This is a genomic window from Comamonadaceae bacterium OTU4NAUVB1 (assembly GCA_024372625.1).
Classification (GTDB): domain Bacteria; phylum Pseudomonadota; class Gammaproteobacteria; order Burkholderiales; family Burkholderiaceae_C; genus Variovorax.
Genome location: CP099605.1, coordinates 39043 through 60695, shown reverse-complemented (window position 1 = coordinate 60695; position 21653 = coordinate 39043). Strand labels below are relative to the sequence as shown.

18 protein-coding genes are annotated in these 21653 nt (G+C 60.8%); 2 read left to right on the top strand and 16 right to left on the bottom strand.

What is annotated here, in order from left to right:
• Positions 1 to 249 precede the first annotated feature (249 nt).
• From NF681_03810 to NF681_03745, 14 genes are all read right to left on the bottom strand, one after another.
• A complete protein-coding gene (locus NF681_03810; GenBank protein UST54349.1) occupies positions 250 to 2226 on the bottom strand; it encodes a polysaccharide biosynthesis protein in 1977 nt (658 codons plus the stop codon).
• A 136-nt stretch (positions 2227 to 2362) separates the two neighbouring features.
• The gene (locus NF681_03805; protein UST54348.1) at positions 2363 to 2731 is read right to left on the bottom strand and encodes a VanZ family protein; all 369 of its coding nucleotides are present in this window, start codon (positions 2729 to 2731) and stop codon (positions 2363 to 2365) included.
• 117 nt (positions 2732 to 2848) lie between these two features.
• Positions 2849 to 3409, bottom strand: a complete 561-nt coding sequence (locus tag NF681_03800) for a sugar transferase (GenBank protein ID UST54347.1) — start codon at positions 3407 to 3409, stop codon at positions 2849 to 2851.
• Positions 3406 to 4350 (bottom strand): SDR family oxidoreductase, encoded by a 945-nt coding sequence (locus NF681_03795; GenBank protein UST54346.1) that lies wholly within the window; start codon positions 4348 to 4350, stop codon positions 3406 to 3408. Before NF681_03795 ends, NF681_03800 begins: the two co-directional genes overlap by 4 nt.
• Positions 4347 to 5480, bottom strand: a complete 1134-nt coding sequence (locus tag NF681_03790; GenBank protein ID UST54345.1) for a glycosyltransferase family 4 protein — start codon at positions 5478 to 5480, stop codon at positions 4347 to 4349. The genes NF681_03795 and NF681_03790 overlap by 4 nt, the downstream gene beginning before the upstream one ends.
• A gap of 18 nt (positions 5481 to 5498) precedes the next feature.
• Positions 5499 to 7475 carry an asparagine synthase (glutamine-hydrolyzing) gene (gene asnB, locus NF681_03785; protein UST55852.1) on the bottom strand — a complete coding sequence of 659 codons (1977 nt, stop codon included), beginning with the start codon at positions 7473 to 7475 and terminating at the stop codon, positions 5499 to 5501.
• Positions 7476 to 7591: 116 nt separating this feature from the next.
• The gene (locus NF681_03780; protein ID UST54344.1) at positions 7592 to 8752 is read right to left on the bottom strand and encodes a glycosyltransferase; all 1161 of its coding nucleotides are present in this window, start codon (positions 8750 to 8752) and stop codon (positions 7592 to 7594) included.
• Between the two features lie 66 nt (positions 8753 to 8818).
• Positions 8819 to 9847: a glycosyltransferase family 4 protein gene (locus tag NF681_03775; GenBank protein ID UST54343.1), complete on the bottom strand. Its 1029-nt coding sequence runs from the start codon at positions 9845 to 9847 to the stop codon at positions 8819 to 8821.
• Positions 9831 to 10928, bottom strand: coding sequence for a hypothetical protein (locus NF681_03770; GenBank protein UST54342.1), 1098 nt, complete (start codon positions 10926 to 10928; stop codon positions 9831 to 9833). Before NF681_03770 ends, NF681_03775 begins: the two co-directional genes overlap by 17 nt.
• A gap of 154 nt (positions 10929 to 11082) precedes the next feature.
• Positions 11083 to 12528 (bottom strand): oligosaccharide flippase family protein, encoded by a 1446-nt coding sequence (locus tag NF681_03765; GenBank protein ID UST54341.1) that lies wholly within the window; start codon positions 12526 to 12528, stop codon positions 11083 to 11085.
• 67 nt (positions 12529 to 12595) lie between these two features.
• Entirely contained in the window at positions 12596 to 13648 is a 1053-nt protein-coding gene (locus NF681_03760; protein ID UST54340.1) for an NAD-dependent epimerase/dehydratase family protein, read from the bottom strand.
• 29 nt (positions 13649 to 13677) lie between these two features.
• Positions 13678 to 14961 carry a Vi polysaccharide biosynthesis UDP-N-acetylglucosamine C-6 dehydrogenase TviB gene (gene tviB / locus NF681_03755; GenBank protein ID UST54339.1) on the bottom strand — a complete coding sequence of 428 codons (1284 nt, stop codon included), beginning with the start codon at positions 14959 to 14961 and terminating at the stop codon, positions 13678 to 13680.
• Positions 14962 to 14995: 34 nt separating this feature from the next.
• A complete protein-coding gene (locus NF681_03750; protein ID UST54338.1) occupies positions 14996 to 17431 on the bottom strand; it encodes a YjbH domain-containing protein in 2436 nt (811 codons plus the stop codon).
• A 79-nt stretch (positions 17432 to 17510) separates the two neighbouring features.
• Positions 17511 to 18260, bottom strand: coding sequence for a hypothetical protein (locus tag NF681_03745; protein UST54337.1), 750 nt, complete (start codon positions 18258 to 18260; stop codon positions 17511 to 17513).
• 312 nt (positions 18261 to 18572) lie between these two features.
• On the opposite strand from NF681_03745, the gene NF681_03740 reads away from it, so the two are divergent.
• Positions 18573 to 18854 carry a hypothetical protein gene (locus NF681_03740; GenBank protein ID UST54336.1) on the top strand — a complete coding sequence of 94 codons (282 nt, stop codon included), beginning with the start codon at positions 18573 to 18575 and terminating at the stop codon, positions 18852 to 18854.
• A 68-nt stretch (positions 18855 to 18922) separates the two neighbouring features.
• Here NF681_03740 and NF681_03735 read toward each other — a convergent pair whose 3' ends face one another.
• The gene (locus NF681_03735; protein ID UST54335.1) at positions 18923 to 19390 is read right to left on the bottom strand and encodes an RcnB family protein; all 468 of its coding nucleotides are present in this window, start codon (positions 19388 to 19390) and stop codon (positions 18923 to 18925) included.
• 145 nt (positions 19391 to 19535) lie between these two features.
• On the bottom strand, positions 19536 to 20123 hold the full coding sequence (locus NF681_03730) for a cob(I)yrinic acid a,c-diamide adenosyltransferase (GenBank protein ID UST54334.1): 588 nt from the start codon (positions 20121 to 20123) through the stop codon (positions 19536 to 19538).
• Between the two features lie 86 nt (positions 20124 to 20209).
• On the opposite strand from NF681_03730, the gene NF681_03725 reads away from it, so the two are divergent.
• Positions 20210 to 21637 (top strand): FAD-binding protein, encoded by a 1428-nt coding sequence (locus tag NF681_03725; GenBank protein UST54333.1) that lies wholly within the window; start codon positions 20210 to 20212, stop codon positions 21635 to 21637.
• Positions 21638 to 21653 lie beyond the last annotated feature (16 nt).

Genomic DNA, 21653 nt, shown 5'->3' with positions numbered 1-21653 from the left:
GCAGGGAGAGGAGAAAGATGAAGACCCTGAAATCGGGGTGCGGCTGCGCGCCGCTGGCCGTCGATCGCCTCAGGCGTCGATTCTGGATGCGCCTGCTGCGCGGCTACAGGGCCTACCGCTGCCGGACATGCGGCCGGGACTTCCTGGCGCGCAAGGCGCTGATCGATGCCCTGCTGTTCACGCAGCGCAGGCCACCCCTGCCGTCTTCCTGCCCCGTCTTCCCGGGTTCCCGGCTTCCCGGCTCGCTGGCTAGCGAGCCCCCTCGCCAGCCATCGCCAGATCGGCTCGCGCGTCCACGGGGACGGCCGGTACGGCGGCGCGCCGCATCGCCCGCTCCACGTGCACCCAATCGACCACTTCGGGCAGCGGCTGGTAGCCCGGCAGCATGAACTGGAGCACCTGCTTCACGCGTGGCACGTCGCTGGCGTCGAGCGCGGCTTCGAGCTGTTCGAACATGCGGGAGAGTTCGGCCCAGGGCGGGCAGTCCTCGTGCGCCTTCATCACGCGCGGGTGCGACGTCGGCAGCGCGTTGTCGCCGATCAGCAGTTCCTCGTAGAGCTTCTCGCCGGGACGAAGGCCCGTGACGTGCAATTCGATGTCGCCGTCGGGCTGCTGGGCATCGCGCACCGTGCGGCCGGAGAGTTCGACCAGGCGCCGCGCCAGATCGATGATGCGCACCGGCTGGCCCATGTCGAGCACGAACACGTCGCCGCCGCGCGCCATCGCGCCGGCCTGGATCACGAGCTGCGCCGCTTCGGGAATCGTCATGAAGTAGCGCGTGATGTCGGCGTGCGTCAGCGTGATCGGGCCACCCGCCTCGATCTGCCGGCGGAACAGCGGCACCACCGACCCGCTCGACCCCAGCACGTTGCCGAAGCGCACCATCGAGAACCGCGTGCCCGTCGAGCATTGCGCCAGGCCCTGCAGCGCCAGTTCGGCGGCGCGCTTGCTCGCGCCCATGACGTTGGTCGGCCGCACGGCCTTGTCGGTGCTCACCAGCACGAACTGGCGCACCCGGCATTCCATCGCCACGCGCGCCGTCGTCAGCGTGCCCAGGGCGTTGTTGCGCACGCCCTCCACGGGGTTGTGTTCCACCATGGGCACGTGCTTGTAGGCGGCGGCGTGGTAGACCGTGTCGGGCTGCCAGGTCCGCATGATCTCACGCATGCGCGCGGTGTCGCGCACCGACGCCAGCAGCGGCAGCACGCGCACGCCCGTGGCCATCTTCTCCAGCTCCTGGTGGATGGCGTAGAGCGCGTATTCGCTCAGTTCCACCAGCAGCAGCGTCACCGGACGCAGCTTGACGATCTGGCGGCACAGCTCGCTGCCGATGGAGCCGCCCGCGCCCGTCACCAGCACGACCTGGGCGCCGATGTGGCGGCGCAGCAGCTCGGCGTCCGGCGCCACCGGGTCGCGCCCCAGCAGGTCCTCGATGTCGACCTCCAGCAGGTCCTGCATGCGGACCCGGCCGTTGATCAGGTCGGCCATGGCCGGCAGCGTGCGCACGTGCAGGCCCAGCGGCAGCAGTTCGTTCAGGATCTCCGCGCGGCGCGCGTGGCTGGCCGACGGCATGGCCAGCAGCACGTCGGTCACGCCCAGCCGGGCCGCGTGGGCCTTGAGCCACGGCAGCGGACGGATGTCCACGCCGCGCAGGCTCCGGCCCTGGAGCTGGCGGCAGTCGTCGACGAACGCGCGCAGGGCCATGTCCGGGTTGAGCGCCAGCACCGCGGCCAGCTCCCGCCCCGCGCTGCCCGCGCCGTAGATGACGACCTGCGCGCGGGCCTTGCGCCGCAGGATGCCGAGGTACATCCCGCCGAGCCAGTAGCGCGCCACCAGCCGCGACAAACCGATCGTGAAGAACAGCATCATGGGCACCAGCAGGCCCAGGCTGCGCGGCACCGATTGCACGCCCAGCACGCCGAAGATCAGCAGGTAGGTGACCCCGAAGGCACCGCAGGCCCACGTCATCGACATCAGGGCGGCGACACCCGAGTAGCGAAAGATCGCGCGGTACTGTCCCGTCACCACGAACAGCGGCAGCGCCAGCGCGACGGCGATCGCCACCGCGAACCACTGCTCGTCGCGGATGGGCGTCCATGCCTCGTAGCGCAGGCTGAGCGCCAGCCAGACGCAGAGCACGCAGAGTGCCGCGTCGACCACCAGCGCCAGGGATCTTTTCACGGGTCGCGACAGGCCCAGAAGTACCTTTGCAGAACGATGGATCACGAACGAAAACCTTGGCCTCTGGTGTTTGAGCTGAATATTGTCAATCGAATGTGAAGCAACACTTCCTTTCTGCTGTTGCATCCTTGATGAAATTTCGCTCTTTTCGTCCGGGTCCAAGTTCTATAAAACTTTCGCTTTAGCCCTTCTTTCTACCTTCCGCGAACTTGAGGCTCAGGCGAGCGAGGACCAGGCCCAGCACCAGCCCGACGCCGTCGGCGCCCAGGTCGGCCCATTCCGCCGACCGGTAGGGTGTGAGCCACTGCAGGATCTCGATCAGGCCGCCATAGGCCAGCAGCAGCACCAGCGCCGGCACCGCGCGCACCGGCCAGCCCCGCACCCCGAGCAGCCCCAGCAGCGCGAAGCCGAGCATGTGGTTGCTCTTGTCCCAACCCGTGGTGGGCAGGTCCGACGAAGGCGGCATCAGGCTCAGGACGAGGATGACGAGCATGGCGATGGCGAGCAGGATGCGCCAGGGTTTGAGGTGGGAAGAAAGCGAGGTCGTCATGGGCCGGTACGAATGAAAGTGAGAAAAACGGATTGAGGGTCTTGTCAGGTGCGCAGGCTTTCACAACGCCACGATGGCACCCGCCATGTGCGCGCACGCCACGCCGATCGACGCGGGTCAGTGGGAGACACCGTCGCGCCGCAGGACCTTGACGAACGTCATCCAGAGAATCCGGAGGTCGAACGTGAGCGACCGGCGCTGCAGGTATTGCGCATCGAGCCTGACTTTTTCAGGGATCGGCAACTCGTCGCGACCGTTGACCTGTGCCCAACCGGTCAGCCCCGGCACCAATGCGTCGACGCCGAGCTGCGTGCGCAGGGCGATCAGGTCGTCCTGATTGAACAGTGCGGGGCGCGGGCCGACGAAGCTCATGTCGCCGACCAGGATGCTCCACAGCTGCGGCAGTTCGTCCAGGCTGCTCTTGCGCAGGAAACCGCCGATGGGTGTGAGGTGCGAACGGGCATCGGCAAGCAGGTGCGTCGCGACGGCCGGCGTGCCCACGCGCATGCTGCGGAACTTGGGCATGCGGAAGATCCGGTTGCCACGGCCCACGCGGTCCGACCAGTACAACGCCGGACCCGGCGACGTCAGGCGCACCAGCACCGCCACCACGATCACCGGCAACGCCAGCAACGCCGCTGCCAGCAGCGCCAGTGCCAGATCGAAGACCCGCTTCATGCCACGCCTCCGGCCGCTTTCCTCAACCCCTCGTCCAACGACAACGGCGGGCGCCAGCCGAGCACGTCGCGCGTTTTGGCGATGTCGACCTGCAGCGAGCCGCACAGGCGCCGTGCCACGTCGCCCTTGCCGACACGCGCCGCGCCCCATTCGAGCCACGACGGCGGCACCGGCAACAACCGCGCCGGACGTCCCAGCGCCGCACCCATGCGGCGCAGCAATTGCGTGGTGGAGACGTCCTCGCCATCGGACACGAGGAAGGTCTGCCCGGCCGCCGCCGGATGCCGCAGGCACGTGACCAGCAGATCGACGAGATTGTCCAGCGCGACCAGGCTGCGGCGGTTGTCCACCGCGCCCAGCGGCAAGGGCACGCCACGTCCCAGCCATCGCATCATCGAAGCGAAGTTGGCCTTGACGCCCGGCCCGTAGACCAGCGGCGGCCGCACGATGACGAGCTCCATGCCGGTGCGCGCCGACAGTTCGCGCAGTGCCCGTTCCGCTTCGTCCTTGGACATGCCGTAGGCGTCCAGCGGCGCTGGTGAGTCGTCGGCGGTGAACGGACGCCCGCCCGGCGTCGATTCGCCGTTCACCTTCACCGAGCTGACGAACACGAACCGCCCGACCCCGGCCGCCGCCGCCTGCGAAGCGAGCCGCAGCGTGCCCTCGACATTGACGCGCCGGAACTCGGCCAGCGGGTCGGCCGCCGCATCGTCGAGCACGTGCACGCGCGCCGCCGTGTGCACCACCACGTCCACCCCCGCCACCGTCGCCGACCAGTCCGTCTGTCCCGTGAGTTCTCCCACGGACGACCAGTGCGGATTGCGACGGGCCACATCGGGTGTTCGCACGCTCCCCACGGCCTTGATGCCGGGCTCCGTGTCGAGCCGGCGCCAGACGGCATGGCCGACGAAGCCATTGGCGCCGGTGATCAGGACTTTCATGACGTGGGCGCCATTTCTTCATAGAGGTTCAGGTGCGCGTCGACCACCGTCGTCAGGTCGAACGCCGATTCAGCCAGTCGGCGTCCGGCGACGCCCATGTCGCGGCACAGGCCGGGACTGGCGACGAGGCGCTCGATGGCGCTTGCGAGGGCGACCGCATCGCGCACCGGCACCAGCAGCCCGGTCGTGTCGGCCACGATCGCATCGCGGCAACCCGGAACGTCGGTGGTGACCACCGGCCGGCCGCATGCGGCGGCTTCGATCAGCACCTTGGGCAGGCCCTCACGGTAGGACGGCAGCACCACGATGGCGGCCTGGGACAGCACGTCGGGCATGTCGGTGCGATGGCCCCACAGTTCCACGACGCCTTCCTTGGCGACGACGGCCAGCCGCTCCTGCGTCAGGCTGGTCGGGTTGGCCTCGTCGGTCGAGCCGACCAGCACGTAACGCGCGACCAGCCCGCGTGCGCGCAGTTGCCGTGCCGCCTCGATGAACTCGTCCACGCCCTTGTCCCGCAGCAGGCGCGCCGCCATCAGCACCACGGGCACGCCAGGGGGCAACGGCGACAGGTGGTAGTCGCGCAGATCGACGCCCGAGCCGCGCACCAGGATCGACCGCGCCGGGTCCAGCCGAGCGAAACGGCACAGGATGCGCCGGTCGTCCTCGTTCTGGAAGATCACCTTGAGCCGAGGGTTCGACAAGGCGACCCGATAGACCTGGGCGATGCCCCAGCGCCGCAGGTGTGCCGCCATGCCTCGCGCCGTGAACACATAGCCGAGGCCCGACACCGCGGCGACCACCGCAGGCATGCCCGTCAGGCGTGCCGCGATGCCGCCCAGCAGGACGGGCTTGATCGTCACCAGATGCACCACCTGCGGCCTGATCGAACGGAACAAGCCGATCAGCTGCCACAGCGATGAGAAGCCGTTGAACAGCGAAGTGCCGTCGCGCCTGAGCTTCAGTTCATGGACGACCAGACCGCTGCGACGCAATTCATCGCCCTTGGTGGTGATGCCGGTGGCGATGTGTACCTCGTAGCCTTCCTTCCGCGCCGCCAGTGCGATGGGCAGTCTGTGCGACGTGAAGAACCAATCGACGTTGACGACGAACAGGAGGATCTTTTTCGACATGGTGTGGTCAGCAACGGGTCACGAGCGCACCGGTTTCATGTGCTCGTCCAGCCAACCCTGGAACATCAACACGCACCAGAGCTGATGCTGCCAATTGCGTTGACCGCTCAGATGTTCCGTCCACTTCTGCCGGATCACGGCGGCATTGAAAAATCCCTCGCGCTTCAGGCGCGACTCGCTCAAGAGGTCTTCCGCCCAGGCCCGCAACGGACCACGCAGCCAGCTGTCGATGGGCACGCCGAAGCCCATCTTGGGCCGCTCGATCAATGCCTTGGGCACATGGCGAAACAGTACCTCCCTGAGCGCCCACTTGGTCGTGCAACGCTTGCCTTCCCGCTGCAGCTTGTATTGCATGGGCAGTTGCCATGCGAACTCCACGACGCGGTGATCGAGGAAAGGGACACGCGTCTCCAGGCTCACGCCCATTGCGGCCCGATCGACCTTGGTCAGGATGTCGTCGGGCAGATAAGTCTGGAGGTCGAGGGCCATCATGCGTTCGACATCGGTCAGCCCCGACAGGGAGGATGCCGGCGCATTGAGAGGAGTGTCCGGCTCGCGGCCGCCAAGCACCACATCCTCAGGATGCGACCATTGCGAGACCATGCTCCTGTAGAGATGGGCTGCCGACTCGGCAGTCATGACGTTGGCGCCCTTGTGCAGTTTGTCCCCCACGTTGGTCCAACGACGTGAGAGCGACGTGCTGGCGGACAGACGATTCAGGTGCTCGGGCGAAAAAGTCGTCAGTAGGCGCGCCACTCCCCGTCGCAAGGGCAACGGCACTGCTGACAGCTTGCTCCACAAGTTCGAAGTCAATACATAGCGGTTGTAGCCACAGAAAAGTTCGTCCCCAGCATCTCCTGAGAGCGACACGGTCACGTGGCGACGCGCAAGCTGGCTGACCAGGAACGTCGGAATCTGAGACGAATCGGCGAAAGGCTCGCAATACAGCTTCGGCAAGTCCGGGATGACGGCCAACGCCTGATCTGGCGACACATACATCTCCGTATGGTCAGTGCCCAGATGTCCAGCGACCGCCTTGGCATGCTCTGCTTCGTTGTATGCCGCCTCGTGAAAGCCGATCGAGAAGGTCTTGACCGGACGAGAGGTCTGCGTCTGCATCAATGCGACGATGGTTGAGGAATCGATGCCTCCCGAGAGGAACGCGCCGAGCGGCACGTCAGCCATCATCTGCCGGCGAACCGCGTCCTTGAGCAGGGTCTCCAATGCATCGACCGCCTCCTTTGGGCCACCCTCGAACCGATGCGCCACGCCTTGTTGCGCCGCTGTCACGTTCGACCAATAGCTTTGAAGAATGGGCTCTGGTGCGGCCTGCGACACGGTCAGCAGATTGCCCGGCAGCAACTTGCGGATGCCTGCGTAGATGGAGTGCGCGCCGCCTACGTTGTTGTGTCGCATGAACAGGCAAAGCGCATCGCGATCGATCGGCGCACCAAATGCCGGATGAGAACGCAGAGCCTTCAATTCCGAGCCGAAAAGAAAGACTGCTGCGCGACCCGCGCCTTGCCAGCCGTAATAGAGTGGTTTTTCGCCCATGCGATCGCGCGCAAGCGTGAGCGTGCGCGACTGCCGATCCCATACGGCGAAGGCGAACATGCCGATGGCGCGTTCGATCGTGGCGCGGATCCCCCAAGCATCGAAACCGGCGAGCAGCGTTTCAGTATCCGAATGCCCTCTCCATGCCGGAGCGCGATCTTGCGCGTCCAACTGGTCGCGCAGATCCGTGTGGTTGTAGATCTCGCCATTGAATGCGATGACATACCGGCCCTTGGGGGACAACATTGGTTGCGCGCCTGCGTCGGACAGATCGACGATCGAGAGACGCCGGTGCCCGAGACCGACAACGGCGTCAGCATCAAGCCATTGCCCGTCGGCATCCGGCCCGCGCCGCGAGATCGCATCTGTCATGGCGTTCAGACGCGGCGACGCGGTGTCGCCGGGCCATTGCCCCCCCAAAAAACCTGCAAGTCCACACATTTCCAGTGATCCTGTTTGCTCCAGCGGAACATCGCCGCGCTGGAAATCTTGTTGTTGGTCGATGAATGTGTGAGTGATCGAAACTCGTGCGTCATTGCACTGAGCGATCCCAGCTTCTAATCCTGCATGCAGGCCTTCCATACTTGCCGATATCGCTTGCACATTAATTGCAATTCAAAATTAGCCATGATGTGAGCACGACAGGCGGATTGGAGCTTTTCCCAGTCTTGCTTGTTTTTCGAGAAAGCATCGTAGGCTTTCGCCAATCCGTTGGCCAGGGCTTGTGCGTCCTGTGGAGCGACTACCCAACCGTTTCCGCCGACGATGACACTGGCATCGCCGACGTCGGTCGTCACGCATGGCGTTCCACAGGCCATGGCTTCTGCAAGCACGTTGGGGAAAGCTTCACCTAAGCTTGAAAGTACATGGACGTCCATCGCATTCATAAGCGCAGGAATGTCGTTGCGAGGACCCAATAATCTGACATTGTCGGAAATTCCGGCTTGGTCGATCCAACCACGCAGAATGCTGTTCCCTGCTTCGATGCCGACGCCGACGCCGACGCCGACGCCGACGAGAAGACAAGTAAATTGAATACCACGGGCCTTGAGCAGTCCCAATGCTCGAATCAGGTTCCTATGATCCTTTTGAACGTCGAAACGCGCCACCATACCTAAAACAAATGCATCTGGCGTGACATTCAACTCGGTTCGAACAGTATGGCGCTTCAAAACATCCGGGGTCAGGCGGTCCATACTGTAACCATTGGGAATCTGCACGAATTTTTCGGCTTGGTAGCCTGCTGCCCGATGCAGTCGCATGGCTTCTTCAGAACAAGTAATGATCTTTTTTGGCACCCACCGCGAAAGGCGTGCACATATGCGAACGACACGCAATGTGCCTGCACTGTTGTGAGCAGGATCTAGATTCGCATGTCGGATTCCCCAGACAATGGAGCTGATACCTGTCAAGCGCGCCGCAATTCCACCGATCAGATCCGCATGATACATCCAAGTTTGAACAACGTCAGGCTTAGTAACTTTCAAAATTCTTAAGAGCTTTAAGAATTTAGAAATAGTGACTCGACCTCGAGGAAAATTCAAAATGTGAACAGATACACCGATACATTCTAGCTTGTCTGCATATTTACCGCGGTCCGTGAGAGATATTACGCGATGCTTATTTCCACTTGATCGATCCATTTCAATTAATCGGAATAAAACAGCTTCCGCGCCACCATTTCCCAGACCAGTAATCACATGCAATATTTCAGTCATTAGAAATTAAGCTTTTCCAAAATCAAAAACTATGTTTTTCTTCAAATAATAGCATCTAGATAAACATCAGATCTGCGACTTAAGAATTAAAGATAGTTTTGGTCCAATAACTTTCTTGGAATAATTAGTTTCTATTAATTTTCGTCCGCATGCCCCCATTGATTTAGACAATGTAGGATTTTCTAGTAAGGAGGAAATTGAATCTACCCATTCATCATGATTTCTAGGGCCAAATCCGCAATGGGCTTGAGCAAGGACCTCTGAGTTCATTCCGACTGGAGAAACTACAACAGGAATTCCGACTGACATATATGTCAACATTTTGAAACTACATTTCCCGCGGGCCCATAAGCTATTTTCAAGCGGCATTATTCCCACTGAAAATTCCTGAAGCACAGCAACTTCTCTTTCTACACTCCAGGGCTCATAAACAACCTTACTACTAGATATACTTTTGAATAATGGCGCTTTATCAGAAACTATTTTAAGAATGCTATCTGGATACTTTTTGAGAATTTTGGAAATTGCCGGTTCGATTTCATACAAGTATTTAAACCCCGATGAAGATCCAGACCAACCTATAACTTTTTGAAATCCACTTATATGATCAAGCGGAACAAAACGTGATGCGTCGACAGCCGTAGGCAAAACAACTACAGATCCATAATCAGCGAAATGATTTGCCAGAAAGTTGTTGCCGCATATGGTCAACGATGAAATCCGCGCTATGCGGTTTGCATTTTTCCCTCGAGCACCTAAAAAGATAGCATCATCCACGTCAAAAACAAATGGTTTTTTTATCATGCTTTCCAAGCTAAACAATGTTGATATCAAATTTCTTTGCAGAAAAGTCAAATCAAATTTATTTGAGCGAAAAACACGGCCGAGATTTTCTACGCATGCAGCACCAAACCAGACAGGACGCCAACCATGTGATGCAGGCGGATAAGCGCCGCACTTGCTTGCGGCTTCAGAGACTTCGAAATTTTCGCTAATTAAATCTTCGCCATATTGAGACCATCTGAATCTGGTGCTAGGAACATCAGCGCCCTGCGTGATTCCCAATATTTTGATTTTTTTATTTTTCGTTTTCATGCTCTATCTGATTATCAGATTCTCGAACAAGAAAAACACCCGAATCTATTCTTTGCCACATCAATACATAAAACGGGATAACAGCGGCGATTCGGCTGTATACAAGCAAAGGGTACGCAAAGTCTGCAAGCACGATAAATACAAAAAAAGCCAACGCTCTGTATTGACTTAAATGACGTCTAAACCAAGTCCATAGAAGAAACAATATAATAAAATACCCAAAAAACGAAGCTTTTATTATGTATTCTGCGATGAAATTGTCTCCCAAACCAATTCCAGCCGAATAGGAAAACCCTATTGGCATGAAATTGTTATCAATTAAGTAGTTGTACGTGCTTTGCAGCCGTCCTCCTGAGGAATATCTGCCAAGAAAACCATTGGCATCAGAACCGCCAAACATGGAATAGAAAAAACCAACATCAGCAATAATCACAAGAATAGATGCCAGGCCGATTACAAAAAGAATAACTTTGGTATTTTTCGAAAGTTTTCTTATCAAAGCCATTGAAAAGAAAAGGACTACAAATGCCGTCATTGCTACTGATGTATTTGATATCAACAGCCAATTTAATATTAGAAATCCTGCTGCAAAGAGGAGATATATTCCTCTCCAAAAGCTTGATAGATTAACATTGCGAAAGAGCTTGAAATTGATAGCAAACAAACAGAAATATGCCAATGCAGCAGTGGAATGCGAACCAAAGACAGTTACAGGCTTGGAGTTCCAAACTATCATTTGCTCGTAGAGTTCTTCATTCAGAGATTGGTAGTTGCGCTGGATAACTTCAACCAACAAAGATTGTTCAGTCAAAATTCCAAATCCAAGCAAAAATATTACTATGTTTATAAGAAACAATGTTCTTATTAAACTTTTGTCTATTTTGATATCTGATATGTATTGAGAAGTTTTGAAATCCGTGAGTAGGATGGCTGAAGCTAAGATATAAGGCGCCATGCCACCCCATGCAATATAAGAAAAAGGCGAAGTTACTGTGAATAGCAACATCATTGCCATTAGCAAAATCACATAGCCCAAGCGACGCAACTGCCACCCATTAAATCTAAAAGTGAGTGATAGCAAAAATGCAGGTATCAGAAAGTTCAGTATGGAAAGAAAATTAGATATCTCTCCTTCGTTCGACGTAGGAATAAACAACCCCGCAAGTGCGGCAACGATTATAAAAGTTCTATCTTTAATTTTTAAATCTCATCACTTGGATTAAACAAAAATAGCCTCAGTGCTTCGCAATTTTGTTTCGCATCAGCACTAAAGCTTGCCTAATCGCCGCAGATCTTATGTTCATCGGATTAAAAATTAATATTCCAATAGTGTAAGAGACAACCCCAACTGTCACACTTATTGCAGCGTTAAAAACGTTGCTAAAGCTTGTTGTTGGCAGAAAACTTGTGGCAATCAATATAAAAAAGAAAATTATGAGTAGTTTTGCAAGATCCAACATTCGACTTGAATACAAATTCAGCTTTCTTCCACATTGCCAACTCAACATTGCGCCGAATGTAAAAGCTGCTGCTGTAGAAATTGCGGCTCCCAATATCCCATAACGGTTTATTAGAAATAAATTTAATAATATATTTAAAATGGCCATGCAAGCAGTAATATAAAGCTGTGTTTTTGTTGCTTTTTCAAGTTGGAAAGCAACATCTAGGTAATAGCTTTTGAAGCATGCAACTGTGATCGCAAATGCTGTCCACGGGATGACTTTCGCTGCTTCTGAAGCTATAGCTTTTCCAAAAGCAGCATTTGAGATTTCAGTTGCACCTCCTATAAAAATTCCGCTTAGTAGTGGCGAGGCAAGCAAGATAGCTCGTGATAATGGGCTCATTGCATCACGGGCAGCTGACACACCGCCAGTTTCCCATGCAGCTGTTATCCGTGGGTAACTAGCTAGAAAAAGCACATTCATAATGGCTCCTATGACTTGCTGAGTTAAGTCATAAGCTGCAGCGTATCCGGCAACTGCTGGTGTTCCCAACCACCATCCAATCATGAATCTGTCAGATACATCCAGAATCATTGTCGAGACATATGTCAAGGTCAGAGGAAGTCCATAGACCATCATCTCTTTTCTAAGAGTCTTATTGCTTTTTTCTGTGAATTTTGGACGCTTGACCCTGAAAATCGCAACAGACAGGACTCCTCCGACTGCAAAACCGAAAACTGCCCCTGTGCTGCCGTAACCTAATTGAACTAGTCCTACGGCAGCGCACAGAGTGAATGCACCTCGCGTGATACTCAGCAAACCATAATTTGCCGGCCGTCCGCTCGCATTTGCAATTTGTAGCCCCAAATTATGCAAACCAGTAGCAACGACGCTTACTGCGATGGCCACTGTGAGCCATATCTTTTGCGTTTCCATCTCTGCAAAAGAAATATACACTGCTATCGCAAAAAACACACATAGCGAAACTCTGAAGAAAAGTTTGTTTCCTTCAGCTATCAATACTGCTGGATCTTTTGCGTATATCGAATAAAACCGCGCTATGGTGACGGCGATCCATTGATAGAATATTGAGGCGCAGAGTCCAATTGTTGCCATGCTCAACGCATAAGCGCCATATTGCGCGGCCGACATCAGACGAGTAAGTATAAATACTGTCGCCAATCCTAAAACACCATTAAGCGCACGAATAGCAAAATAAGCAATCGAAGTTTTAAACACTTTTTAGTTTGGCATTAATTATTTGCTTTATTAATTAAGCATTTTTAGTTTTTAAGTTTTTTCAAATCTAAGCTTTTAATGATTTTGTTGGATCATTTGCGTGATTGATGTACCACATCATGGCGTGTGGAATGCCACTTTCAATAGTATGACTAGGTTGATAGCCTAAAAGGCTAGATGCTTTCTCTATCGCCGCATGACTATGTCGAACATCTCCTGCTCTGAAATCTCTGTATATTGGCTGAGCATCAATTCTGAAATTGCAATTATTCAAGTTCTTGCAAATGAGTGAAAACAAGGAATTTAAAGTGGTGCGGCCGCTTACAGCGACGTTGTAGATTTGATTTTTAGCACCAGTCTCTTTTGTGGTTGCCGCCAGAAGATTGGCTTGCACAGCATTTTGTATAAAGCAGAAGTCGCGACTGGTCTCACCATCGCCATTGATGTACACCTGTTCGCCTTGCATCAGGCTTGAGATCCACTTAGGAATCACCGCTGCATAAGCTCCGCTTGGGTTTTGCCTAGGACCGAATACGTTGAAATAACGCAGTCCAATGGTCTTAAAGTCGTAGCAGCGTGCGAACACATCCGCATAAAGCTCGTTGACGTATTTGGTCACCGCATACGGACTCAGCGGTTTGCCGATGACGTCCTCCACCTTCGGCAACGCAGGGTGGTCGCCGTAGGTGCTGCTGCTGGCCGCGTACGTGAAACTGGTGACCTTCGCGTCGCGCGCGGCCACAAGCATGTTCAGGAAACCGCCGATGTTGGTGTCGTTGGTGGCGATCGGATTCGCCAGGCTTCGGGGAACCGATCCCAATGCGGCCTGGTGCAAGACGTATTCCACGCCCTCGCAAGCGCGGCGGCAGTCGTCGAGGTTGCAGATGTCGCCTTCGATGAAATGAAAGCGGCTCCATTGCTGCGGCGTGACCAAGCCCTGCACCTCGTCGAGGTTGCGCTGATAGCCCGTCGCGAAGTTGTCCAGCCCCACCACGCGCTGGTCGAGCAGCAGCAGGGTCTCCAGCAGGTTGCTGCCGATGAAGCCGGCGACGCCGGTCACCAGCCAGGTGCGCGGCTCGTTCGGCAGCCGCGCCTTCAGTTGTTCGTAGGCCGTGGTCATTGGAAGCGGTCCGGTGCAAGGGTCATGGTTCAAAGGCGTCCGTCGGCGGCGCCGAGCGGGAACAGGCTCTTCACGTCGAACAGCACCGCGCCCGGCTTGCCGAAGGCCTTGACCCCCGCCTCGCCCAACGTCACGAACTGGTGATGGCTCACGGCCAGGATCACCGCGTCGTAGGTGCCGGCGGCCGGCGCTTCGTGCAGGCATTTCAGGCCGTACTCGTGTTCCGCGTCCTCGACGCTGATCCACGGGTCGTAGACATCGACCCGGGTGTTGTAGCCCTGGAGCGTCTTCACGATGTCCACGACCTTGGTGTTGCGCACGTCGGGGCAGTTCTCCTTGAACGTCAGCCCCAGCACCAGCACCTTGCTGCCCAGCACGGGCAGGCCCTTGCGCAGCATCAGCTTCACGACCTGGTCGGCCACGTGGCTCGCCATGTTGTCGTTGATGCGGCGCCCTGCCAGGATGACCTCGGGGTGGTAGCCCACTTCGACGGCCTTGTGCGTCAGGTAGTACGGGTCCACGCCGATGCAGTGCCCGCCCACCAGGCCGGGACGGAACGGCAGGAAGTTCCACTTGGTGCCCGCCGCCTGCAGCACCTCCAGGGTGTCGATGCCCAGCCGGTGGAAGATCAGGCTGAGTTCGTTCATCAGGGCGATATTGACGTCACGCTGCGTGTTCTCGATCACCTTGGCGGCCTCGGCCACCTTGATGCTGCTGGCCTTGTGCGTGCCGGCGGTGATGATTTCGCGATAGAGCCGGTCCACGGTCTCGGCCACTTCGGGGGTGCTGCCGCTGGTCACCTTCTTGATGCTCGGCAGCCGGTGTTCCTTGTCGCCGGGGTTGATGCGCTCCGGGCTGTAGCCGCAGAAGAAATCGACGTTGAATTTCTTGCCGCTGAACTTTTCGAGCAGGGGCACGCACACTTCCTCCGTGGCGCCCGGATACACCGTCGATTCGAAGATCACGATGGCGCCGTCGTGTATCACCTTGCCGACGGTCTCGCTGGCCTTGATCAGCGGCGTCAGGTCGGGCCGGTTGGCGTTGTCGATGGGCGTGGGCACCGTGACGATGAAGACCGAGCAATCGCGCAGGTCGTCGGCATGCGAGGTGAAGGACAGGCGCGTCGCGTTCTTCAATTCCCCGGCCGTGGTTTCCAGGGTGCGGTCGTGGCCGGCCTGCAATTCGGAAATCCGCCTGGCATGGATGTCGAAACCGATGACCTGCCGTTTCTTGCCGAATTCCACCGCGAGTGGAAGGCCGACGTAACCCAGCCCGATGATGGCGATGGGCACCGAATTGCTGATGTCGTTCATGAATTGATCGAATGAATTGAATTTGCGGGAAGCCTCACCGGCCCGCAGCGCTGCGGATGCGTGGCATGTTGTCTTCGAAATAGGCCAGTCCGGCGCGGTCGAAGTTGAACGTCCGGTCGAGCATCGACACGTTCGAGCCGACGCCCTGGGTGGTGTTGAGCACGTTGGCGTCCTCGCGCACCACCGTCTCGATGCCGTAGGACCACCTTGGATTGCCCACCACCTGCACCGGCGCGGTCGGCGACATGTCCTTGCGCGGCGTCAGCGGCAACGAGACCTCGATGCCCGCCGACGTGCGCCCCTGCGCCGCGTACTCGAACTTGCTGTGGCGCACGTACACCGTGACGGCCACGTCGTCGAACCACTGCTTGATGCCCAGCCGCACGCCCCGGTCGTTGTAGAGGAACTGGCCGGCGGCGGCCTCGAAATACGTGCGCGTGGGCGTGAAGGCATAGCGGTAGTTCGCCAGCGCGGTACGGGAATTGATCGGCAGGTTGGGGTCGTAGTAGGTCACGCGCTGGAAGCGGCCGGCCTCCACGCCGAACTTGTGGCGCCCCTCGCCCGGCTCCCAGCGCAGTTCGCCGTAGTGGCCGCGGTAGTTGGCATCGATGCGGCCGGTGGCCACGTGCGCGGTCAGGGCGGCGGCGCCCCAGCGCTCGGCGGTCTGGCGCGCCTTCTCGGGGTCGACGCTCTCGCGCCCGCTGGTGAGGCGCACCAGCTGCCCCAGCATGCTTTCCACCGGCACGCGGAACATCTGGTGGACCATGTAGCGGTCGGTCTGGCTGACGAAGCGGCTGTTGCCGAAGACCTGGCCGGCCTTGTAGTCGTTCGATTCGTGGAGGGGCGTGTTGCCGGCCACCTCCGCCCACGCGCCGCGCCACAGCGGCTGCTGCAGCATGGCGCGCAAGGCCAGCGAGTGGTCGAGCACGCCGTATTCGGTCGCGACGCCCGTGCGCAGCACCGGCTGCAGGATGACGCGCGGCGTGGCCCAGCTGGGGGCGCGCCCGTCGACCACCCAGCGGGTGTCGGCCAGCAGCGCTTCCAGCCCGGTCGTGCCGGGCGTGTAGAGCTGGCCGGCGGTGCAGCGCGGCGGTCCCTGGGCGATCCACTGCGCGAGGCAGTCGGCCTGGCCGGTCACGCCCACGATGGCGAGCTGGCGCTGCGTCAGCACCAGCCGGTAGCCGGCGCGCTGGTCGGCCAGCCGCCGCGCGAGCACGCCCAGCGCCACGCCCAGGCCGTCGGCGGTGTTGGCGTTGTAGGTGGCGTTGTTCAGGCGCACGGCGACGGCGCCGTCGCCCGCGCGGCCGATGGCGATGTCCTCGAAACCCTTGTCGCGCAGGGCCTCGCCCAGCGCCACGAGCTGCGCGTCGTCCACCGGCGCCACGCTCGGCAGGGCGGCGGCGGTGCGGGCCATGGCGTCGGCGGCGGCGCGGGCCTCGGGACTCGGTCCCTCACTTGGCGGCGCGAGGTTGACCCGTGCCGACGGCGGCGCCTTGGCCACCACCACCGGCGGCGCGAGGTCGGCCACCAGCGGCGTGGCCGATGCCGGCAGGCCGCTGGCCGAGTACACCCGGCGCGGTGGCGGCTCCGGCATGCCGTCGTCCTGCGCCAGGCGTGGCCGGGGCGCGGCGGACACGGTGGTCGGCACCTTGAACAGCGGGATGTTCAGTCCCACACCGACCCAGCCGCGCGCCGACTGCTGCGTGGCGCCGCCCGCGAAGGTGACGCGATCGCTGCCATGCACGCGCACGTTGGCGCCGACGTGCGCCTGCCAGCCGGCGGGCAGCCACGTGGCCGGCGCGTACACGCGGGCACCCGCCCAGGCCTTGCTGTCGGCGTATTCGACGTGCGTCTGCAGCCAGGAGAACGGCCGGTAGGCGGCGCTGGCGAACACGCCGTCGAGCGGCGTGGTGACCGTCGCGGCCCCACCGCGCCGCGCCAGGCCGGCGGAGAGGTCGATCGGATCGACGGGGCGGTAGGTGAGCACGCCATAGACGGAGCGGAAGTTGCCGGTCTGTCCGCCCAGGTCGGTGGCGCCGGCGGCGATGTGCCAGCGGTTGTCGCGGTCCAGCGGCGTGCCGGCCTTGAAGTTGAACGAGAGGTCGCGGATGCCGCAGTTCTCGGTGTAGCAGTTGGTGTTGAGCGTGTTGGCGGCGATGCGCCCGGAGATCTCCAGGTTGGGCAGGAGTCCGAAGCCGGCGACGAGGTTGTGTCCGCGCGTGCCGTGCTCGCGGTCGACCGGACCGCTCACGACCTGGTTGTCGTAGGCGAGGCCCAGCGCGCCCCACGGCAACAGCAGCGCCGTCGGCGTGACCGACAGGCCCGATGCACCGCTGGCGTTGAGGGTGGGCGCGATCGGCTGCTGCTGGGCGAACGCCGGGGCGGTCACGCCCGCGAGGCCCGGCCACACCAGCAGCGCGCCGACCGTCGCCTTGACCCTGAACACGCCGATTTCACGAGAAAGTGACATGAAGCGAACTGACAAATGAAAAGGGCAGCCTTTGAAGCTGCCCTGGAATGGCCCGTCGCGGGAGGAGCCCGGAGGGCGATCAGCCGCCGGTGCCGCCGGTCCCGCCCGTGCCGCCCGTGCCACCGGTGCCGCCCGTGGCGCCACCGCTCGGCGGCGTGGCCAGCAGGTCACCCGCGGCCTTGATCAGTGCGAGGATGGTCGCGCGCAGGCTGCCGTCGGCGTTCTGGATCAGGGAGGCGAGGTTGTCGAGCACGCGGTCGAGCGCGGAGCCGATGGTGAAGGGCTGGTCGTAGAAGTTGGTGCCGGCCGCGAGGATGGCGTCCGCCTCGGCCTGGGTCCGGCCCGATGCGACCAGTTGCGCCTTGATGACGTTGATCACCGAGTTGCGGAACGCCACCACGGAAGCCGCCGACGACACGTTGGCCGCGAAGGTGCTGTCGCTGCGGATCTTGGCGAGGAATTCCGCCTGCGTCAGCGACGCCGCGCCGCTTGCGGAAGCGGCCAGCACGGTCTGCACCAGCAGGTCGGTCAGCGGCGTGAAGTTGGCGGTGGAACTGGAGAACAGGATGCCGCGGTAGGTCAGGGTGCCGGCCGTGGCGGTGCCGATGCAGGGATAGACGATGGCGGCCTGGTTGGTGCCGAAGCTGCCGTCGGTGCCCGACGTGGCCGACAGTTCGGCGCCGTTGGCGCAGGACAGCCGGACGGTGGCGTTGGAGATGGCCGCGCCGCGTGCGACCGTGCCGTTGACCGCGAGGCCGACACCGGCGCCGTTGCCGCCGCTTGCGCTGTCACTGCCGCCACCACCGCCGCCGCAGGCCGTCAGGGCCATGGCTGTCAGGGCGGAAAAGGCAACCTTGGCCAACGCCGATTTCGGGAATGATGCAATCAATCTAATGCTCCAGTGGACGGGTGAACAATCTGCCAAGGCCAATGCGCATTACATATTTAGTATTACACTGACACTTGGTAACGTTTTCAAAAAGGAGTGTATCAGCACAATTTCACGGAATCCCCGACTTTGAGCGGTCGGAATTGGAATTTGCGGGACTGTGGCGATTTGGTAACGGCAAATCGATAGGCCGATGGCACGACCACGCGTACATTGGTACACACCTCTTATCCCTCAGGAAATGGACGTCCCATGGCTCCGGCAACGATGCAGACCCGAAAGCAGGTTTCGAATCGCCTTTCCCTCAAGGCCGACATGGCGGCCCTGGCCCGCGAGCGACTGCGACAGGGATTGCCACTCACCATGGAGCGCCTGAAGCAGCGCCAGGCCGATCTGATCGACAGCGACGACATCGACGCCTACGTGGCGCTGAATTGGCTGGAATGGCATGGTGGCGGTCTGCGACTGACCATCACCGGACGCAATGTCCGGGCGCAGGTGACGCCCGCCGTCGTCTTCAGCGAAAACAATTGACCAAGAAAAAAGCGCCGACATGTCGGCGCTTTTTTCATTGGACCGGGCGACCGGCCACATTCATCGCGTCATCGTGACACGATGATCTGCGCAATGATGCCGGTGGCGATGGCGGCCAGGGCGAATTCGCCGCCGACACCCACCCATTGGTAGCCGCGCGGCGGCGGCTGCAGCCGGTACGCGCGATAGTCGTTCACCACGTAGTTGCGCCCGCGGTATTCGGGCGGCAGGCGGCCGCCACGCCGCCATTCGGCGGGACGGGGCTCGTAGCCACGGCGATCGAAATGCCGGCCGTCGCGGAAGTCCTGGCGGTCGTACCGATCGTGGCGGTGGTCGTCGCGGTCGCCGCGGCGGTTGTCGTGGCCGTTCGCGAAGCGTTCCTTGTGCTCGGAACGGCCACGGTGGTCGTCGCCCGAGCGTCCCTGGGCCATCGCGCCGCCGGCGGCCATGAACAGCGCCAAGGCGGCGACGGCCACGCGTTGCAGGCGCCGGCCGGGGCGGCGGGCGATGGTGCCGATGGAGTCTGGAGTGGTCATGGTGGAGACGTCCTTTTCAGGTCTGCGTGATGCGGAAACTCCACTGTGCGGCCCCTGTGTATCGACGAGGCCGTCGGCCGGTGCGCGCGCGGTGAAGGCTGTAAGCGGATGTAGCTTGCGCCCGCGTGGCGGTGGCGTGCGTAGGTCAGGAAGCCGCTTCGGCGCTGCGCGCCATGCGCTCGCTCTTCCAGTAGACGTCGTCGCCGCCGGCGCCATCGGCGCCCGCCATGCGGTTGAGCACGCGCGCGAGCACGAACAGCAGGTCGCTCAGGCGATTGAGGTAGTGCCGCAGCGCGTCGTTCACGGTCTCCTCGGCACCCAGCGCGACGACGGCGCGTTCGGCGCGCCGCGCCACCGTGCGGCACACATGGGCCAGCGAGGCGGCGCGCGTGCCCGCCGGCAGGATGAACTCGGCCAGGCGCGGCAGCGCGGCGTTGTGGTCGGCCAGGGCCTCGTCCAGCTGCAGCAGGGCCTCGGCCTTGAGCAGGGTGTAGCCCGGCATCGACAGCTCGCCACCGAGGTTGAAGAGCTGGTGCTGCACGTCGACGAGCAGCTCGCGCACGGCGTCGGGCATGGGCTCGCACAACAGCACGCCGATGTTGGAATTGAGCTCGTCGACGTCGCCCATGGCGTGCACGCGCAGGTGGCTCTTGGGGACGCGGGTGTTGTCGCCGAGGCCGGTGCTGCCGTCGTCGCCGGTGCGCGTGGCGATCTGAGTGAGGCGGTTGCCCATGGGTTGACTCCGATGAAGGGTTGGAAAGCGGTTCATAGAATGTTAGACCGCCCGCGCTGTCGTCGCGGGCCCAGAGGAACCTCGCCATGAACGCTCCCGCCGCCCTCTCCCACCTGGCCCCTCCCGTGGCCGCGCAGCGCGAGGTTCCGGCCGCGCTGATCGACGCGCTCAAGGCACGCTTCGCCGAACGCTGCTCGACCGCCCTGGCCGTGCGCACGCAGCACGGGCGCGACGAGTCGTCCTTCGAGCTGCCGCCGCCCGCCGCCGTGGTCTTCGCCGAGAGCACGCAGGACGTGGCCTATGCCGTGCGACTGGCGGGCGACCATGACGTGCCGGTGATCCCGTTCGGCGTCGGCTCCTCGCTGGAAGGCCACCTGCTGGCCGTGCAGGGCGGCATCAGTATCGACCTGGGCCGCATGAACCAGGTGCTGTCCATCGATGCCGACGACCTGACGGTGACGGTGCAGCCGGGCGTCACGCGCAAGCAGCTCAACGACGAACTCAAGAGCACGGGCCTGTTCTTCCCGATCGACCCCGGCGCCGACGCCTCGATCGGCGGCATGACGGCCACGCGCGCCAGCGGCACGAACGCGGTGCGCTACGGCACCATGCGCGAGAACGTGCTGGCCCTCGAGGTGGTCACGGCCGCCGGCGAGGTGATCCGCACCGGCACGCGGGCACGCAAGTCGTCGGCCGGCTACGACCTCACGCGCCTGATGGTGGGCAGCGAGGGCACGCTGGGCGTGATCACCGAGGTGACGCTGCGCATCTATCCGCTGCCCGAGGCCGTGTCGGCAGCGATCTGCTCGTTCCCGAGCATCGAAGCGGCCGTGCGCACGACCATCGAGATCATCCAGTTGGGGGTCCCGATCGCGCGTGTCGAACTCATCGACTCGAACACGGTGCGCATGGTCAACGCCTACGCCAGGCTGGGGCTGCGCGAGGAACCGATGCTGCTGATGGAATTCCACGGCTCGCCCTCGGGCGTGAAGGAGCAGGCCGAACTGGTGCAGGAACTCGCCAGCGGCCATGGCGGCAACGCCTTCGAGTGGGCGACCACGCCGGAGGAGCGCACGCGGCTGTGGACGGCGCGGCACAACGCGTACTTCGCCGCCATCCAGTCGCGGCCGGGCTGCCGCGCGATTTCCACCGACACCTGCGTGCCGATCTCGCGCCTGGCCGATTGCCTGCTCGAATCGGTCGCCGAGGCGGACGCCAGCGGCATCCCCTACTTCCTGGTCGGGCACGTGGGCGACGGCAACTTCCACTTCGGCTACCTGATCGATCCGGACGACGCCGCCGAGCGTGCCCGCGCCGAAGGCCTCAATCACGCGCTGGTGACGCGCGCCATCGCCCTGGAAGGCACCTGCAGCGGCGAGCACGGCATCGGCCTGCACAAGATGGATTTCCTGGTCAGCGAGGCCGGCGCCGGCGCGGTCGATGTCATGCGCGTCATCAAGCGCGCCCTCGACCCCCGGAACATCATGAATCCCGGGAAGATCTTCAGCCTCTGAGCCGACCCGGACGGGG

Bases quoted from the DNA above. Each gene is read 5' to 3' on its own strand.
- NF681_03805 (UST54348.1), bottom strand. From the start codon at position 2,731: ATGACGACCTCGCTTTCTTCCCACCTCAAACCCTGGCGCATCCTGCTC.
- NF681_03800 (UST54347.1), bottom strand. From the start codon at position 3,409: ATGAAGCGGGTCTTCGATCTGGCACTGGCGCTGCTGGCAGCGGCGTTG.
- NF681_03795 (UST54346.1), bottom strand. From the start codon at position 4,350: ATGAAAGTCCTGATCACCGGCGCCAATGGCTTCGTCGGCCATGCCGTC.
- NF681_03790 (UST54345.1), bottom strand. From the start codon at position 5,480: ATGTCGAAAAAGATCCTCCTGTTCGTCGTCAACGTCGATTGGTTCTTC.
- asnB (UST55852.1), bottom strand. From the start codon at position 7,475: ATGTGTGGACTTGCAGGTTTTTTGGGGGGGCAATGGCCCGGCGACACC.
- NF681_03780 (UST54344.1), bottom strand. From the start codon at position 8,752: ATGACTGAAATATTGCATGTGATTACTGGTCTGGGAAATGGTGGCGCG.
- NF681_03775 (UST54343.1), bottom strand. From the start codon at position 9,847: ATGAAAACGAAAAATAAAAAAATCAAAATATTGGGAATCACGCAGGGC.
- NF681_03760 (UST54340.1), bottom strand. From the start codon at position 13,648: ATGACCACGGCCTACGAACAACTGAAGGCGCGGCTGCCGAACGAGCCG.
- tviB (UST54339.1), bottom strand. From the start codon at position 14,961: ATGAACGACATCAGCAATTCGGTGCCCATCGCCATCATCGGGCTGGGT.
- NF681_03750 (UST54338.1), bottom strand. From the start codon at position 17,431: ATGTCACTTTCTCGTGAAATCGGCGTGTTCAGGGTCAAGGCGACGGTC.
- NF681_03745 (UST54337.1), bottom strand. From the start codon at position 18,260: ATGGCCCTGACGGCCTGCGGCGGCGGTGGTGGCGGCAGTGACAGCGCA.
- NF681_03740 (UST54336.1), top strand. From the start codon at position 18,573: ATGGCTCCGGCAACGATGCAGACCCGAAAGCAGGTTTCGAATCGCCTT.
- NF681_03735 (UST54335.1), bottom strand. From the start codon at position 19,390: ATGACCACTCCAGACTCCATCGGCACCATCGCCCGCCGCCCCGGCCGG.
- NF681_03730 (UST54334.1), bottom strand. From the start codon at position 20,123: ATGGGCAACCGCCTCACTCAGATCGCCACGCGCACCGGCGACGACGGC.
- NF681_03725 (UST54333.1), top strand. From the start codon at position 20,210: ATGAACGCTCCCGCCGCCCTCTCCCACCTGGCCCCTCCCGTGGCCGCG.